Raw genomic sequence first — 15631 nt, forward strand, 5'->3', positions numbered from 1 at the left:
TTTTTATACTTCATGATAGAGAACGGATTTTTGAATTTCAGCGGATCGGGATTTCCCGAATATATAAAAATATTGGAACGGTTGACCTGGTTGGATTGGGTAGGGGCTAGCCTGGCTGTAAATATCGCTTTGTATCTTTTTTCAATAGGTCTTTACCTGAGTATTGAAAAGACCTGTCCCAAAAATAAGCTACAGGAGCATAGTCATCCTGTCATGCGGTCGGATTATTATCTGAGCTTCGTAACCATTCTCTGTAATTGTTTAGTAATGCTCTGCGGTGTTTTCCTTTGGAAAAATCATTGGATTACATTAGGAAATAGGTTTTCAGCGGTTTCCGTTTTTTTAGAGGTCCTGGCTTTAATCCTACTGATGGATCTTTGTATGTACTTTTTTCATTTTATTGCCCATACACCTTACTTTTATAAAAGATTGCATGGAAGACATCATGAACATGTTAACACCAACTTCTTAAGCCTTTTTGTATTGCATCCGGCAGAAACAATAGGATTTGGATTGGTGATACTGGCCGTATTGGTGTGTTACGATTTTTCTGTTCTCTCCATTAGTCTGTATCTTCTTATCAATCTCATTTGGGGAACAATCGGTCATTTAAATAAAGAGTTTTTCCCACCTCAGTTTAACAAGTATTTTGTGGGAACAACACAATTCCATAACCAACATCATGTAGATGAAACTAAAAACTTTGGTTTCTACACTTCCATCTGGGACAGGATATTCGGGACTTATAAATAATGATTACAGTTGGCTGAATTTTATTTTAATTTTTTAAAACTCCTAAAAGCTTCTGTAACACCATCAAATTTTTCGTTTTTAAAAATACCGGATTCATCAACCCTTTCAAAAGTTTCAGCGGTACCGGCAGCAATTGTATTGGGAAGTCCTTCACTTCTGAGCATATCGGTCAGACCTTTCATTTCATCAATCCTTCTTGAAATATGCTGTGGGTAAGTAGGAGTTGTTTTAATCAGATCCTGATAGGTTCCCGGAAGAAATGCCTGAAGGCTTTCATTCAGTTCATCAAGAATGCCATAATGGGCTGCAGCGATCATTGTTTCAAAAAACAAAGCGTTCATTCCTTTATTGACCATTGAAAACAGAAGCTTGTAAGCTGAAGCTGCTTCTGTTTTTTCACCGGCATCTTTTATTTTAAATATCCCGCCGAATTGTTCTGCAAATAAGTTTCTCCAGATACCGCTTACAACAAATGTTGCCTGGTCCGGAACATCTTTGGAAGCACCCATTACCGCTCCGTTTACAAATCTGATATTCCCCTTACTGCACATTTTTTCAATAGATAAAGCAATCTGAGGAGTATTGGAATTGAGGTCTATAAAGACAGGTCGGTTATCCGTGTTTTTGAGATGGCCGATTATATTTTCTGCCACCTTCGGACTTGCTTCAGGATTTGCCAATGAAATAATAATATCTGCCTGTTCTGCTATGTTTTGTAGAGTATTCACATCATGGATTCCCGCATCTTTAATATTTTGGAGCGTCACTTGCGATCTTCCTTCACCTGCGGTGATAACCGTATATTTATTTTTGATTAAGGTTTTGGCGATTTGTGTTCCCATGTCTCCGGGAAAGAGAATGGCTATAACAGGTTGGGCAGTCATTATAATTTCAGTTTAACATTCAAATGATGAAGTAAATTTTATTGCAAATTTCTTTAATTTTTTTTAATTCCTAAACATATTGTCCCGGATAATTTCTATAGTTTAAAAGCCAATATTACACTTACAGCCGGTATCTATATTTTCTACACTGGCTGTAAGTAAGGTTACGGTGAAATTTACTTCTTTTCAATCACCGGAATATTGGTAATGACCTGCCATTTTTCATCCTCCTGTATACATGTAATGGTAGATGAAAAGCGGAGCACATCGCTCTCCAGGCTGAGCTTTGCAATAGCAATATTCCCTTTTTGCTCAATTGAGTCAAAAGCAAGGGTTCTAGGTTTTCCGCCAAAGGTTTTATTGCTGATGTACTCAATGTATTGTTCTTTGGAAATAATAAAAATCCCTTTTTGTTCGAAAAATCCATCCTGAATATTCTGGTAATCTTTGTGAAGAACTTCGTCCATAAGATTCGTATCACTGGTGTCACCTGCTTTAATAAATTTTTCTATAGTCTGTTTTATCTGTTGCATAATCTGATTGATTTAAATGTTGATTAATCTGCTTTCTTTGTTGTTGGATTTTTATAGCTGCTTGCTCCGGATCTACCATTCCATCCATCGGAAAATAACTTATATCTAAGATACCCAGCTGGTTTAATATGCTTGTGACCTGAATTTCAATAGGATTTTTTTCCTGAGAAGCAGGCTGAAGAATACCCAGTGCCGTAATGAGGTATGCTTTTTTACCGGTCAGCAGCCCTTTTATTCCATTGGTGTCATAGGCAAAGGTTTTTTTCGTCCGGACTATAAGGTCAAAATATGCTTTTAATGAAGAGGCAATTCCATAATTGTACATCGGAGAGGTAATAAGGATCTCATCGCAGGAATACAGCTCATCTATAAGCAGATCGGACAATCCGATGTGTCTTGAATGTAATGAGTCATCAAAAAATCCATTGAGTGTTTCCTGGGTCAGATGGGGAATAGGCTGTAAGGTCAGGTCTCTCCGGATAATCATTCCGTCATGATATTTTACTTTCCATTGTTCTGTAAAATAATCACCCATGGAACGGGAATAGGAATCATTTATCCTGAGGCTGCTGTCGAGGCGAAGTAGTGTTGTCATGTTCTGCTTTTTTCTTTAAAGACACACCGCTTCTCGGAAACGTGACGTTTATGTTAATCTTTTTAATTTTTCCGGATCTACTATGGAATAAATCTCCCGGATTCTGCCATCACGATCAACATCTAAAATATGGCAGTTGTATATCTGATTTTCCCTCCAGAAACATATGGCTGGTTGATGACTGAACCTGTGAAAAGTAAAAGGTTTGTGGTTAAGAAACTGCTGCTGGACATAGGCAAGAAGGGCAGCTGTAGCTGATTTTCCTACTTCCACTGCTTTTATCACCCGGACACGCTGTCCGCCATCTGCAGAAAGCCTGATGTCGTTCAGTAAAAGCTCCTCAAGCATCGGGATGCTTCCTTCGCTTAATGCTTTTTGATATTGAGAAAGGGTTTCATGGGAAATCGAAGAGTTGATATGATCTGGCTTATACTCGATATTCTGAAGGTGTTTCGTTGCCCTGCTCAGTAATTTTCTTGAATTTTCAGCAGAGATATCAAGGAGTTGTGCGATTTCCTGGTGGGAATAGTCAAAAGCTTCTTTCAATATATAGACAGCACGTTCTTTAGCCGTTAGTTTTTCTAAAAGAACAAGCAAAGTATAACGGGCAGTCTGTTCCTGAATAAGTCTGTTTTCCACATTATCAAAAGACAACGGTTCCGGAAGCCACTCTCCATATACCATCTTTTTTGTGTGCCTGTTTTTAAAATTTATAGCGTGATTGATGGTGCTTTTTATTAAAAAATTCTTCTCATTCCTGATTTCTGTTTTATCCAATGAAATGTATTTTTCCAGAACATCCTGCACGAGATCCTGTGAATCTTCATATGAACCTGTAATATTATAAGCGTAAGTCAATAGCTGACGATAATTTTCCTGCATGCCTTTTCTATTTAAGACCCATCAGAGGGGAAAAACGTGACCATTCTGATCAAATTAAATGATAAAGAAAGTAAAAGTAGTATTTTTATACTTTCGAAGCTACTACAGATGCAGGATCCGTTAAGAATACATATTGAAAAAGTTGTTCCGGTAAGTGACGAGGAATTTACCATCATTTCCTCGTATTTCACGAGGAAGAAATATAAAAAGTACCAATTCCTGATTCAGGAAGGGGAGTCTGTATCCTGCAATTATTTTGTTCTAAAAGGGCTTTTAAAATTGGTATACACTGATGATACCGATAAAAGCCATATTGTAGGCTTTGCCATGGAAGACTGGTGGGAGAGTGATTTCAAAGCTTTTTACACAGGATCCAGGGCAACGATGTCTCTGGAATGCGTTGAAGATACGGAAGTTCTGTGTTTAACATTGGAGGGATATAAAAAATTATGCAGTGAGATTCCCAAAATGGAACATTTTTTTCTTGAGAAAGCTTACTTTGGTTTTATATCAGCCCAGCAACGTATACTTTCGATGATGACCTCCTCTACGAAAGAAAGGTATGATCAGCTGCTTAAACAATATCCGGCACTGGTTCAGCGTGTGCCTAAATCTCTTCTTGCTGCTTATCTTGGCGTTTCGAGGGAAACCTTAAGCCGCTTTTCTTTATAAAGGAGTGATCTTCATCACTTCATAATCGTGATCCATGTCAAGAGTTGTTCCAGTGGATGATATATTGCAACTTTGCTACAACAATATAAACAGCAAACAACAATGGAAAAGCGAACAATCAATCCCTGGAACTGGCAAAAAGAAAGAAGCTATTCCCAGGCTGTAGAAGTGAAAAATGCAGAAGCTACCTTATACTGTTCAGGGCAGGCGGCTATTGATCCTGACGGAACTTCGAGTACACAGGATATGAAATCCCAGCTGGAACAGGCTATAACCAATCTGGAGGAAGTAATTACTAGTGCGGGTTATGAATGCAAAGGAATCGTCAGATTAAATATTTACACCACATCTACGAAAGAGCTGTGGCCTCATTTTCCTATCCTTCAGGAGTGGATCGCCAGGCATGGTATTGAACAGGCAGTTACCATACTTGAAGTAACAGGATTGTTTGAAACTTTAACAGTGGAGCTCGAAGCGACCGTGGTGAAATAATGAACAACTTTATTAAAAAAACAAAACCTTCAAGTCTTAAACTTGAAGGTTTTTTATGCCAGTAATTTCCGAATACTTTCTGAAATCCTTTTTGCACATTGGAAATCATCAGGAGATTAGATTTCCGGTTATTGAAGAAAACTTTATATATAAACAAAGAAATTGTTGTAACGGTTTAATACAAAACTCCCATACTTTCTGCTGCAAAGCCTGAAAGTTCTTCTAATTTTCCCTCTTTTACTTTTTTCACCCACTGATAATCGTTCAGTAAAGCACGGCCTACAGCCACTAAGTCGAAATCCTGTCTTTCTAATCTTCTCAGTAATTCCGTAAGGTCAGATTTTTCTGAGCTTTCACCCGCAAATGCCGACATGAAATCACCTTTAAGTCCTACGGACCCTACGGTAATCGTTGGCTGGCCGGTTACTTTTTTTGCCCATCCGGCAAAGTTAAGATCCGAACCTTCAAATTCTGGCTCCCAGAAACGACGTTGTGAACAATGGAAGATATCTACTCCCGCTTCTTTTAAAGGAAGCAACCAATCTTCCATCTCAGAAGGGTTTGTGGCCAGCCTGCTTTTATAATCCTGCTGTTTCCACTGCGAAAGTCGGATGATAATTGTAAAATCTTCTCCTACAGCCGCTCTGATTGCTTTTACTACATCTACAGCAAAGCGGGTTCTTTCCTTTATTGTTTTGCCACCATATTCATCAGTTCTTGTATTGGTAACCTCCCATAGAAACTGGTCGATAAGATAACCATGAGCACCGTGGATCTCAATACAATCGAAGCCTAAATCTTTAGCTGATTTCGCTGAAGCTGCAAATTGATTTATGGTGTCCTGAATATCTTCCAGAGACATAGTAGAAGCTTTTTCCATTGGAACCAAAGGATAGTCGTCAGATGAACGGGTGTCGCCCACGTGCCATATCTGTGGTCCCATTTTACCCCCGTTATGATGAACCTGATCGATTACATTTTTCCAACCTGCCAATGCTTCAGTACCGTAGAAATCAGGGATGTTCTGCATATTTTTAGAGGCAGGGCGATTGATTACAGTTCCTTCAGAAAGGATTAATCCAACTTCTGAGGCTGCTCTACGGCCATAATAATCTGCAATTTGTTGTGTAGGTACACCATTATCCGATTGTGCTCTTGTCATGGGAGCCATTACAATTCTGTTTTTAAGGTGTAGATTTTTATAGTTAAATGGAGTGAATAACGCGTCTGTACTCATTTTCTATTAATTTTTATTAATAATTTTTATTCTTTTGTTACACAAAGTAACTAATAATAATTCGTTTTTGTACCTATTAGAAAAAAAATTGTGGTAACTTTGTCGTAACAAACGATAGTAACCGGCTTGTAACTTATGAAAGAAAATAAAATAACCCAGCACTGTTGTCCCCTGGTAAAGGCTATGTCTTCCCTGGGAAGTAAATGGAAGCCTGTCATTGTTATGGTAATTAATGACAGAAAATTACGGTTTGGACAGATTGCAGCCCGCATTCATGTCATTTCGCGTAAGGTTCTTACCGACCAGCTAAGAGAAATGGTAGAGGATGGACTGCTAATTAGAGAGGAATTTAAAGAACTGCCACCCCGGGTTGAATATACCCTCACGGAAAAGGGACTTGCTCTTTTGCCCATTTTAAATTTATTGGAAGATTGGGAAAGAAATTATGAAACAAAAGAAGTTTTGGCTGAGGCATAACGTTCTTTGGTTTTATAAGATTAAGAGTTTTTGATGCCAGGTTGATGATTGATTCCTACTCAGTTAAAGATTATTTTATTTTTTTATAAGAGGTGCATTAGTGAATTAAAATTCAGTAAATGCTTATGACATACATAACAGATTAAGTAAAAAAAGAAGACAATCTCTAATCTCAAATACTTTTTTTTATAATTAATCGTTATATTTATCGAATTAATTCTTAAATCAAAAATGGATTAATAGATCATAACTTTTAGATGACCAGTAAAATCATTGGTGTAGGAAACTACATCCCCCCGGAAACCATTACCAATTTATTCTTTGATAAACACAATTTTATAAACAAAAGCGGCGAGTCATTAAAAGAAAGTAATGCTATTATTGCCAGTAAACTCAAGGAGATTACGGGCATTGAAGAAAGAAGATATGCGAGCAATGATCAGGTTACATCCGATCTGGGCTTTATTGCTGCCAAAGCAGCTATCGAAGATGCAGGAATTGATCCTGAAACGTTGGATTATATTATATTTGCCCATAACTTTGGGGACGTCCGCTTTGGAACTGTTCAGTCCGATACGGTTCCGAGTCTTGCCTCAAGGGTGAAACACCTATTAAAAATCAAAAATAATTTTTGCGTCGCCTATGACGTATTATTCGGATGTCCCGGATGGATCGAAGGAATCATCCAGGCCAATGCATTCATTAAATCCGGTATTGCCAAAAGATGCCTGGTTATCGGAGCTGAGACCTTATCAAGGGTAGTGGATATCCACGACCGGGATAGTATGATCTATGCAGATGGGTCAGGGGCAGCCATTCTGGAGATCTCTGAGGAAGAAAACGGAATAAAATCCCATATCTCAGCCTCTTTTACCCTGACCGAAAAAGATTATTTATATTTCGGAAAATCATACAACAATGACAAATGCCCGGATACCAAATACATTAAAATGGATGGGCGTAAAATTTACGAATTTGCTCTTTCAAATGTTCCGGATGCAATGAAGAAATGTCTGGATGACAGTGGCTATGGAATTGATCAGCTGAATAAGATTATCATCCACCAGGCGAATGAGAAAATGGATGAAGCTATTGTTAAAAGATTCTATCAGTTGTACAATACACCTATGCCCGAAGATATTATGCCTATGGTTATCAAAAAACTAGGCAATAGCAGTGTGGCAACAATCCCTTCATTACTAAGCATGATCCTGAAAGATGAACTGGATTCCCATGATATCGATAAAGGAGATATAGTCTTGTTTGCCTCGGTAGGAGCAGGGATGAATATTAATGCATTTGTGTATAAATTTTAATATTTTATTCACAGACTGCTAAAAATATTTTGTCAGAAATAAAAAACTCTCTATATTTGCACCACTGAAAACGAAGGTATAGCCGGAGTTCAGGGAGAGTTGGCAGAGTGGTCGATTGCGGCAGTCTTGAAAACTGTTGACTGTAACAGGTCCGGGGGTTCGAATCCCTCACTCTCCGCCAGGTTAGAAACCAAAATAAGCTAAAACGCTGTAAACATCAATGTTTACAGCGTTTTTTGTTTTTGCGTTAGTATCAGAAAAAATCAAAATAGGTCACGATTTATATGACCTATTTCGTGTCCCATTCAAAAAAACACAAAAATGGGTCACGAAAAATCAAGGAAAGCCCTACCAATAGGCAGTCTAACGATTGTACATCTTGCAAAAAGTGGTAACAAAAAGTAAATTATTAAACCATTAAAGTTATCACACAATGAACAAAACATTCAACCTGTTATTCTTTATCAAAAAGAATAAAATCAGAACCAACGGAACCGCTCCCATCTACTTACGAATTACGATAGACGGCAAGGCAGCAGACATTGCTGCCAAAAGGTATATCGATCCGAAGAAATGGGATGTTAAAGCACACAAAGCATTAGGTAATTCGCAAGAAGCCAAAACACTGAATCTCTATCTTAAAACTTTGGAACAGAAAGTTTACGATATCCACTACTTGATGCTGAAAGAAGAAAACTTTGTAACTGCAGAGAGTTTAAAATCTAAACTGCTTGGAACGGATATTGAGTACAGAATGCTTATTCCGATATTCCAGGAGCATAATGACAAAGTGGAAGCCTTGGTCGGGCAGGATTTTGCTTCCGGAACATTGGAACGTTATAAAACATCTTTAAAGCATACGCAAGAATTCATTAATTGGAAATACAAAGTTTCTGATATTGATATCACGCAAATCGATCACGGTTTTATCAGCGATTACGACTTCTGGCTGCGCAGTGTCCGTAAATGTGGAAACAATACGGCTGTAAAGTATCTCAAGAATTTCAAAAAGATCATCCGTTTGTGTATGGCGCACGGCTGGATTACGAAAGATCCTTTTCTGGGCTACAAAACAAAAATAAAAGCTGTGGAACGTCCTTACCTTACCAAAGAAGAAATACAGATGATCTATGAAAAGAATTTTGCATCAGACCGATTAAACCAAGTTCGGGATATCTTCCTTTTCAGCTGCTATACGGGCCTCGCCTATGTGGATGTCAAGCAATTATCAAAATCAAACATCAATATCGGCGTTGATGGTGATCAATGGATTTTTACCCACCGTCAAAAGACCGATACTTCCACAAGGGTTCCCTTATTGCCGGTTGCTCAGGAGCTGGTTTTAAAGTATGAGAATCATCCACAATGCGTCAATTCAGATGTTCTGTTTCCTGTTCTAAGCAATCAGAAAATGAATTCGTATCTAAAAGAAATTGCGAGCGTCTGCGGGATCAATAAAGATCTGACGTTTCATATCGCAAGACATACGTTTGCTACAACTGTTACCTTATCCAATGGTGTTCCTATTGAAAGTGTAAGTAAAATGCTGGGGCATACGAATATAAAAACGACACAGCATTATGCGAAGATTCTTGATAAGAAAGTGAGTGATGATATGGCGGTTTTGAGAGATAAACTTTAAAGTTAGAGAGGAGATTTAATAATTATAATTAGTGCTATTTATTTGACATTCCTTAAATTTTTTCCAACGATTAACTTACAAAAATTTCAAGTGGAATTTTTTATCAAATAGAAATTGGTTTTTATGACAAGAAACATAATTTGTTTCTTGTCATAAATTTTACACAATGAAAATTGTAAGAATTTTGAAAAGAAAAAAAACCCACTCTTAAATTATCTGCTAAATGTTCACAAAGTGACTGGATATGATAAAGAAATATTTAGCAATTATTTCAGATTGGTAATTTTAAGTGAATTAAAATCATTAAATACTATCTTTCAGTAGCTACTTTTTAAGATATTGCTGTAGTACTTTAACAATATTCTCTGCCCTATGTTTGGTAGAGAATTTATCACCAAAAGAAACTTTTTCATCGTTAGCTAATGCTTTAAAAATTTCTTCTTTCATACTATCAGGCATTTTACCTCCAAAATTCATTTTTTGAAATATTTGATCACATTCAAAGAATAAATTAATGCGATAAAATTCAGCAGCCTTGGCATGAAAGCGACCATTTAAATTTAGAAGTGTATCCGTAGTTATAGCCAAAATTTTCTCGTCAGTTTCAGCATTGCTATTTTGCTCCGCTTCTTCTACCGGAAGTCTAAACCCATAAAAATCGTTATTTTCAACATCAGTATTTAGTGATAAATAAACAATAAATTCATCTACTACTAGTAAATAAGGATTTTGAGATTCCGGATTTATGTGAAGCAAAGTACTTGCTTTCTCAGGTACATTTTGGGCCCTCAATATTTTATACTTCACCTTATCAATCTCAGAGGAGATTTGTTTTTTGGAAAAGTATTCATTTAATATATTCCGTAACGTATCCTCGTCTTCAGACAGAAGTTTTACGCCTGAATTCTTTGATATACTAAGTCGAAAAAATATAGAGATCCAAAATAACAATGCCTGTTCCGAATTAATTCCACTTGAATAGTTAATTCCAATAGGATGGCCATTTTTTGAAATACTCACAGAATAATTATTCTCCAGCGTTGCGAGCTCTGCTTCGCATCTGCTGCAAAATATATAATCCTCTACCAAAGGAATCGAATTATCAGAAATTCTTTCATCACTAATTTCTCCATATATTTTTTTCAATGTTTCAACATTTGTTGATCTACCAAAATATGAAGAAGGATTTCTTTCTGAAATAACAAATCCCATTTCTTTATCTCTGCCCTTATGTTCGGAATCAATTCTTTTCAAAAGAAAATGAGGGATAATATGCGATCCCGTTTTATCAGCTATCGAGTTACATATTTTACAATAATTCATAAAAATTTACTTAGAGTTTATTACCATTCTAATTGCGGCCGCACCATCTGGGATTTCATATCTTTGAGAATCTCGATCTTCATCAAAATCTTTTGAATCTGCATATACTTCTCGATAGCCAAAAGTTTCTATTTCTTCCCTTTTAAATGTCCTACCTTCCGGTGGTAAATGCGGTAAACAACAAAATAACTTTCTTAAAGAATCTAAATGGTCAGGAAATACTTGTTCGAAATAGAACATTTGAGAGTGCCTAAGAATGTTCATTCTTATGTTAGCAACTATTCGTGTTTCAACAATACCAAGTCCCAATTCATTAATATCTGGGACACCTAAGCAATCTGATCTACTTGGTTGGATATATGGAGCTCGTAGAGAATTTCCACTATATAAAAGATAAAATGTCTTACTACCGTACACACTTTCATGTCGTAAAAGTTTATCCCATTGTTGAAAAACTTCGTCTTTATTATATTTCAAATCTTTGAATGCTCCGTTATAGGACATTACCTTTGCTTGAAGTGCATACCAGTTATAAGTTCCCTCTCTATTTTGAACAAATATATCTATATCATTACCATATAGACTCTCGACCGTCCAAGGTAATTTATAAATCTTGACACTTCTATCATTAGTTATTGCGGAATATTCTACTATGTTCAACAGAAGATGGTCCGTTAAACCTACTTCAGAAAAACTTAGCCTATGGGAAAATACTTTAGATAAATGGTAGAATACCATTCTTGAAAAATGATTAATATTATTACAATGTGACATTATTTACTAAATGTTTAAAGAATAAAATATATTTTCAGTCAGTTAATTAGTTGTAAAAAATACTCGAAGTTAAATTTTGTCTTCTTCAGATTGTTAATTTACAAGATATTATTAAAAACCATCATCTGGATACTCGATGTAATCTATATCATTAAAACAATTTAAAAGTCTGTACATGATATCAGTGAATTTCTCATTAATTTGTAAAATAATAGCACTATTATTTCCATCCATAACTAAAAATTGATTATTTACAAATGAGAATTTAACGTTTTGGAAGGAATGCTCGAAATCTTTACCTAAATATAATCCGTTTGAATGAGAAAAAATATTTCTCAGTTTACTGCAGAATTCTATAAAGATAACATCCTCTTTATAGTTCCCTGAGTAACTATTCTTAATTCTATTTGCAACAAATCTAAATTTCCTGCTTAAAGGAATAAATGATGACTTACGCAACTCAGATAATAATTCATTATATTTTTCAGCTTCCAAGTACTTACAAATTCTAAGAATCTTTTTGTTTAAATCATCCAAGATTTTATTTTTCTCAGATAGACTTATCACTTTTTCAAAACATAGATTAAGAGTAACTTCAAAATTGGTAAAAGATTCCAATAACAATTTTCTATTTATATCGTTTTGATAAGCTTGAGACAAGAGTTGATGATCTGCTATTTCATAAACTCTTTTTATATGACTATTTAATACATATATTTCCTTAGCAAACCGAACATTTCCTTTACCTATTTGTTTTGATATTTCAAAAAAAACTTTCCCTTTATAATAGTCGTACACTATAGCATACAAATTTTCGAAATATGCTTTTCTGACGTCATTATCTTTTAGTTTTAAATCATAAATTGTTTTCTTTATTTTTTCTGTAAGTAATAACAGTTCATCCAAACTCATGGTTTATTAGTTTAAAATTTAATTTTCGAGTATTATTATCTAAAGTAGATTCATAAATATCCATTTTTTTGTAATTATATACATTAAATTTATTATTAATAAATATATGTTTTAATTAAAATACAATTTATTACACTAAAGTATATTATCGCCTTTTAAAAATAATTCTAATAAAAAATCGTAACACCAAAACCAGGACTCAACTTTATAGGATTGCTAAAAAAATATTAAGTACTATTCTAAATAAATGATTGATTCTTCTCTGTGCACTTCTTTTGTGCCATTAATAGGGAACGAAAACCAATATCTTTCAACAGGGTCTTCATCTGAAATGATATGTAATAAATTAGAAATAAAATATGAAAAGGATAAATTTTGTAAATGGTATTTTATGTAACAAGGTGCGATTCTAACAACTGGTGGAACCAAGCCTGCAGGATCTTCCCAAAACCTGATGAATCTGTCGCTTCCCAAAGCTAGATGATTCACTATTCCACTGCTATTTTCTAATATCTCCTGCAGAGATTCATGGTTATAGTCTTGATTATATTTGTAAGAAAATATTCCAACAAATTTTTTCCTTGGACCATTATTTGAAAAGGTTCGAAAATTATTTAATAACTCAAGCTTAGTGATAATATTATTCAAACCATTACTATTGGTACTTTTATTGACAACTTCTGCTTTAACTTCAATAACGGCTCTAACAGAACTTTCTGTCAGAATAACAAAGTCTCCCTCTCTAAAAACAACAGGTGTTTTATCCTCGTAAATAATAATATCTAATTGCTTAGAAATTTCACTTTCTGTCCCATTTAAATGATCATTATTTCCGACAATAAAACCACTTCCAATTTTAAGATTGGAAGGTAAAAATTGAGAAATTGTCTTTCTAAGAATTGCTTCCTTATATCTTCCTTCATCTCCCCAATTGGCATTTCCAATTAAATCTCTAACTCTTTCGTGAGTCGCAATTAGTTCTTTTGTTATTGATTGTTGAAATTTGAGAATATTTTGATCTGGCATATTAGTTTTTGATTTTCAGACTAATATACGGATATTTTAGTGCAAATTACTTTTAATTTTTTCAAGAATTTTCACATTTTTAAAAGCATAGCTATGATCACCATATAAAGAAATGATAAATATAAAATTTTATAATATCATTAGTCATTCTCAACACAAAGAAATTAATTCGAGTAGTCATTAAACAACCAGTAAGGATCATCCTTAAATCTGGCATATTGTGCAATCAGCTTTTGTTGAAAATCGTACCAGATTGCCTGACCTTCTTCGTCAGTAAATCGCAGAGACCATCTAAGAAGATTATAGCAAGTGGTGAATTGACCGCAGGCTACAACAGATTTTGGCTGTCCTTGTTCAATATGATGAGCATCGTACCACAATGTTGTCTCCATTTTAGCTGCGAGATCAGCGGCTTTACGCATTTTTTCAGATGGAGTTATAAAATCAAATGCTTTTTCCATTTTATCACCTATTAAAACTTCTCGTTCATTTTTGACCCAAACCTCACCCTTAAGACTTTCTTCAAGTTTTGATTTATTTTTATTACTAAACATATAAATGGCATTCATTACAGAGAACTGCCCCCAAAATTTAAGATTTGTTACTCTTGGCCCCTCAGGATTTGCTGTTCCTCTTCTATCTCCTACAGGAGTTACTCTTTGAAATAAACCACCATAAGATGCACGTCTGATTTTTTTCAAAAAGATTACGGCAGCCAATTCCCCTGCGGAAGTTAGACGAGCATATATCTCTTGTATAAGAATACTTATATCAAGTTGTAGAAAAAACCTGAGATGTTTTAAAATTAGCAGAACAGCCGTTGAATGATCTGTCTCAGCATTTTTCTTGGCTGATATCAATTTAATGCCAACAAATAAGATTAATGCTAAAAAAAAGGAAGTGACTCCAATAACAGCATATGAAAAGCCTTTACAAAAGTCGTACACAGCACCTAAAATACCCAGAGCTAACACCAAAAAAATAGCGCCAATATAAAATAGCAAACTTCGTCTGCCGAACCAACCGGGTTTACTTTGAGAAGGATATTGATAACCGTTAGTGTAATTGCTGCTTACGTCGCATGTCATATAAAGATCGTAACCAAATTTGTTTTTTCGTTCCAGTCTTTCTTCTGCATTCATAAATGAATCGATACCCTGATTATCATCTATACCTCCATCCATCAATGGGAAGAGATCTGCAGATTCTCTTTCATTGTTAATATATTGATTATTCATCTTCACAGCCCTTTCTAAAGCTTCTCTATCCAATTCATTATAGCTGAAATCCTTTGGATAAACAAACGGTTCAAAACCGACCGGAAAGCAAGATGAACAGGCTAAAATATCGCCCAGTTTAATTTTTTGAAGATTTTTTTTTAAAACACCTTTAATAAAATTATTCCCTATTCTACCTTTATTTTGAAAACGGAACAACAGACCATTTTGAAATTCAGTCGTGTTAACACAAATATCTGGGATTCCACCATTCTCCCATAGAAAACCAAATTTTTCACCTTTAAAAATCTTAAGATCATAAGCTATAGAAAAAGCATTAATCAAATTTCTTGATTTATTCGGACGCAAGTTCCATTCCGGTGATGAACGCATAATGTCGAAAACCTGATTTACCAGTTTTTCACCGTAAAGGACTTCATCTACCATCCATTTATAGTAATCCTTAAATTCCTGACCATTTCGTTTCGCAACAGAGTAAGAGAGTAAAGTAATCGTTCCTCCTGAAGCTGAAGAAGCGAATTTTACAAGATCCATAAAAGGCTTTTCATTGAATTCCAGCTGTTCTAAATAAGATAAACATCCCAAAGAAAATGAAGCAGCACGGAAGCCACCGCCAGAAAAGCTTAAAGCAATGTTCTCAGGCCTTTTGGGGTCTATTGTTTGATAGTTTTTCATGATATTTTAGTTTGTTATGGTTACTTTGATGGTTATACCTAAAGATTAAATAAGAGCTGTTCGATAATCTACTTTGATAACTAATGAGCACATTTTTATTGCCGCCCTAACTGAACTATAATAATATAATGTTGTCAGTTTATCAAAATAGATCATTCGTTCCGCTTAAGTTGTTTTCAAAAGATTTCACAAGTCATTAA

16 protein-coding genes and 1 tRNA gene are annotated in these 15631 nt (G+C 35.1%); 7 read left to right on the top strand and 10 right to left on the bottom strand.

Going from position 1 to position 15631, the window contains the following annotated elements:
• Positions 1 to 12: 12 nt before the first annotated feature.
• A complete protein-coding gene (locus tag ACNFU2_RS01095) occupies positions 13 to 753 on the top strand; it encodes a sterol desaturase family protein (protein WP_306611702.1) in 741 nt (246 codons plus the stop codon).
• Positions 754 to 773: 20 nt separating this feature from the next.
• On the opposite strand, the gene ACNFU2_RS01100 is transcribed toward ACNFU2_RS01095, so the two are convergent.
• From ACNFU2_RS01100 to ACNFU2_RS01115, 4 genes are all read right to left on the bottom strand, one after another.
• Positions 774 to 1637 (bottom strand): NAD(P)-dependent oxidoreductase, encoded by an 864-nt coding sequence (locus ACNFU2_RS01100; protein ID WP_306611704.1) that lies wholly within the window; start codon positions 1635 to 1637, stop codon positions 774 to 776.
• Positions 1638 to 1813: 176 nt separating this feature from the next.
• Positions 1814 to 2170 (bottom strand): nuclear transport factor 2 family protein, encoded by a 357-nt coding sequence (locus ACNFU2_RS01105; RefSeq protein WP_273647673.1) that lies wholly within the window; start codon positions 2168 to 2170, stop codon positions 1814 to 1816.
• Positions 2133 to 2765, bottom strand: coding sequence for an FMN-dependent NADH-azoreductase (locus ACNFU2_RS01110; protein ID WP_273647674.1), 633 nt, complete (start codon positions 2763 to 2765; stop codon positions 2133 to 2135). Before ACNFU2_RS01110 ends, ACNFU2_RS01105 begins: the two co-directional genes overlap by 38 nt.
• 48 nt (positions 2766 to 2813) lie before the next feature.
• Positions 2814 to 3647 (bottom strand): sigma-70 family RNA polymerase sigma factor, encoded by an 834-nt coding sequence (locus ACNFU2_RS01115; RefSeq protein ID WP_273647675.1) that lies wholly within the window; start codon positions 3645 to 3647, stop codon positions 2814 to 2816.
• 108 nt (positions 3648 to 3755) lie between these two features.
• Here ACNFU2_RS01115 and ACNFU2_RS01120 point away from each other — a divergent pair, with 108 nt between their 5' ends.
• Together ACNFU2_RS01120 and ACNFU2_RS01125 are read left to right on the top strand one after the other, a co-directional pair.
• Positions 3756 to 4319 carry a Crp/Fnr family transcriptional regulator gene (locus ACNFU2_RS01120; RefSeq protein WP_306612895.1) on the top strand — a complete coding sequence of 188 codons (564 nt, stop codon included), beginning with the start codon at positions 3756 to 3758 and terminating at the stop codon, positions 4317 to 4319.
• Positions 4320 to 4421: 102 nt separating this feature from the next.
• Positions 4422 to 4811, top strand: a complete 390-nt coding sequence (locus tag ACNFU2_RS01125; protein WP_273647676.1) for a RidA family protein — start codon at positions 4422 to 4424, stop codon at positions 4809 to 4811.
• Between the two features lie 175 nt (positions 4812 to 4986).
• On the opposite strand, the gene ACNFU2_RS01130 is transcribed toward ACNFU2_RS01125, so the two are convergent.
• Entirely contained in the window at positions 4987 to 6048 is a 1062-nt protein-coding gene (locus tag ACNFU2_RS01130; protein ID WP_273647677.1) for an NADH:flavin oxidoreductase, read from the bottom strand.
• Between the two features lie 183 nt (positions 6049 to 6231).
• On the opposite strand from ACNFU2_RS01130, the gene ACNFU2_RS01135 reads away from it, so the two are divergent.
• The 4 genes from ACNFU2_RS01135 to ACNFU2_RS01150 all read left to right on the top strand — a co-directional run bounded on the left by ACNFU2_RS01135 (position 6232) and on the right by ACNFU2_RS01150 (position 9483).
• Positions 6232 to 6525 carry a winged helix-turn-helix transcriptional regulator gene (locus tag ACNFU2_RS01135; protein WP_228456933.1) on the top strand — a complete coding sequence of 98 codons (294 nt, stop codon included), beginning with the start codon at positions 6232 to 6234 and terminating at the stop codon, positions 6523 to 6525.
• Positions 6526 to 6782: 257 nt separating this feature from the next.
• The gene (locus ACNFU2_RS01140) at positions 6783 to 7841 is read left to right on the top strand and encodes a 3-oxoacyl-ACP synthase III family protein (RefSeq protein WP_418123317.1); all 1059 of its coding nucleotides are present in this window, start codon (positions 6783 to 6785) and stop codon (positions 7839 to 7841) included.
• A 93-nt stretch (positions 7842 to 7934) separates the two neighbouring features.
• Positions 7935 to 8022 (top strand) — tRNA-Ser (locus ACNFU2_RS01145).
• A gap of 252 nt (positions 8023 to 8274) precedes the next feature.
• On the top strand, positions 8275 to 9483 hold the full coding sequence (locus tag ACNFU2_RS01150; protein ID WP_418123319.1) for a site-specific integrase: 1209 nt from the start codon (positions 8275 to 8277) through the stop codon (positions 9481 to 9483).
• Between the two features lie 324 nt (positions 9484 to 9807).
• On the opposite strand, the gene ACNFU2_RS01155 is transcribed toward ACNFU2_RS01150, so the two are convergent.
• From ACNFU2_RS01155 to ACNFU2_RS01175, 5 genes are all read right to left on the bottom strand, one after another.
• The gene (locus tag ACNFU2_RS01155; protein WP_418123321.1) at positions 9808 to 10806 is read right to left on the bottom strand and encodes a hypothetical protein; all 999 of its coding nucleotides are present in this window, start codon (positions 10804 to 10806) and stop codon (positions 9808 to 9810) included.
• 6 nt (positions 10807 to 10812) lie between these two features.
• Entirely contained in the window at positions 10813 to 11580 is a 768-nt protein-coding gene (locus tag ACNFU2_RS01160; protein WP_418123323.1) for a hypothetical protein, read from the bottom strand.
• A gap of 111 nt (positions 11581 to 11691) precedes the next feature.
• On the bottom strand, positions 11692 to 12492 hold the full coding sequence (locus ACNFU2_RS01165) for a hypothetical protein (protein ID WP_317094847.1): 801 nt from the start codon (positions 12490 to 12492) through the stop codon (positions 11692 to 11694).
• A gap of 234 nt (positions 12493 to 12726) precedes the next feature.
• Complete coding sequence (locus ACNFU2_RS01170) at positions 12727 to 13518, bottom strand: DUF6602 domain-containing protein (RefSeq protein ID WP_317094848.1); 792 nt, start codon at positions 13516 to 13518, stop codon at positions 12727 to 12729.
• A 164-nt stretch (positions 13519 to 13682) separates the two neighbouring features.
• A complete protein-coding gene (locus ACNFU2_RS01175; protein ID WP_418123326.1) occupies positions 13683 to 15431 on the bottom strand; it encodes a patatin-like phospholipase family protein in 1749 nt (582 codons plus the stop codon).
• Positions 15432 to 15631: the final 200 nt, after the last annotated feature.

Source organism: Chryseobacterium sp. PTM-20240506 (assembly GCF_048296755.1).
Classification (GTDB): Bacteria; Bacteroidota; Bacteroidia; order Flavobacteriales; family Weeksellaceae; genus Chryseobacterium; species Chryseobacterium proteolyticum.

Excerpts from the sequence above, each read along its gene's own strand:
- ACNFU2_RS01150 (WP_418123319.1), top strand. The coding sequence starts at position 8,275 with ATGAACAAAACATTCAACCTGTTATTCTTTATCAAAAAGAATAAAATC.
- ACNFU2_RS01155 (WP_418123321.1), bottom strand. The coding sequence starts at position 10,806 with ATGAATTATTGTAAAATATGTAACTCGATAGCTGATAAAACGGGATCG.
- ACNFU2_RS01165 (WP_317094847.1), bottom strand. The coding sequence starts at position 12,492 with ATGAGTTTGGATGAACTGTTATTACTTACAGAAAAAATAAAGAAAACA.
- ACNFU2_RS01170 (WP_317094848.1), bottom strand. The coding sequence starts at position 13,518 with ATGCCAGATCAAAATATTCTCAAATTTCAACAATCAATAACAAAAGAA.
- ACNFU2_RS01160 (WP_418123323.1), bottom strand. The coding sequence starts at position 11,580 with ATGTCACATTGTAATAATATTAATCATTTTTCAAGAATGGTATTCTAC.
- ACNFU2_RS01110 (WP_273647674.1), bottom strand. The coding sequence starts at position 2,765 with ATGACAACACTACTTCGCCTCGACAGCAGCCTCAGGATAAATGATTCC.
- ACNFU2_RS01120 (WP_306612895.1), top strand. The coding sequence starts at position 3,756 with ATGCAGGATCCGTTAAGAATACATATTGAAAAAGTTGTTCCGGTAAGT.
- ACNFU2_RS01095 (WP_306611702.1), top strand. The coding sequence starts at position 13 with ATGATAGAGAACGGATTTTTGAATTTCAGCGGATCGGGATTTCCCGAA.
- ACNFU2_RS01135 (WP_228456933.1), top strand. The coding sequence starts at position 6,232 with ATGTCTTCCCTGGGAAGTAAATGGAAGCCTGTCATTGTTATGGTAATT.
- ACNFU2_RS01140 (WP_418123317.1), top strand. The coding sequence starts at position 6,783 with ATGACCAGTAAAATCATTGGTGTAGGAAACTACATCCCCCCGGAAACC.
- ACNFU2_RS01130 (WP_273647677.1), bottom strand. The coding sequence starts at position 6,048 with ATGAGTACAGACGCGTTATTCACTCCATTTAACTATAAAAATCTACAC.
- ACNFU2_RS01115 (WP_273647675.1), bottom strand. The coding sequence starts at position 3,647 with ATGCAGGAAAATTATCGTCAGCTATTGACTTACGCTTATAATATTACA.
- ACNFU2_RS01175 (WP_418123326.1), bottom strand. The coding sequence starts at position 15,431 with ATGAAAAACTATCAAACAATAGACCCCAAAAGGCCTGAGAACATTGCT.
- ACNFU2_RS01125 (WP_273647676.1), top strand. The coding sequence starts at position 4,422 with ATGGAAAAGCGAACAATCAATCCCTGGAACTGGCAAAAAGAAAGAAGC.
- ACNFU2_RS01105 (WP_273647673.1), bottom strand. The coding sequence starts at position 2,170 with ATGCAACAGATAAAACAGACTATAGAAAAATTTATTAAAGCAGGTGAC.
- ACNFU2_RS01100 (WP_306611704.1), bottom strand. The coding sequence starts at position 1,637 with ATGACTGCCCAACCTGTTATAGCCATTCTCTTTCCCGGAGACATGGGA.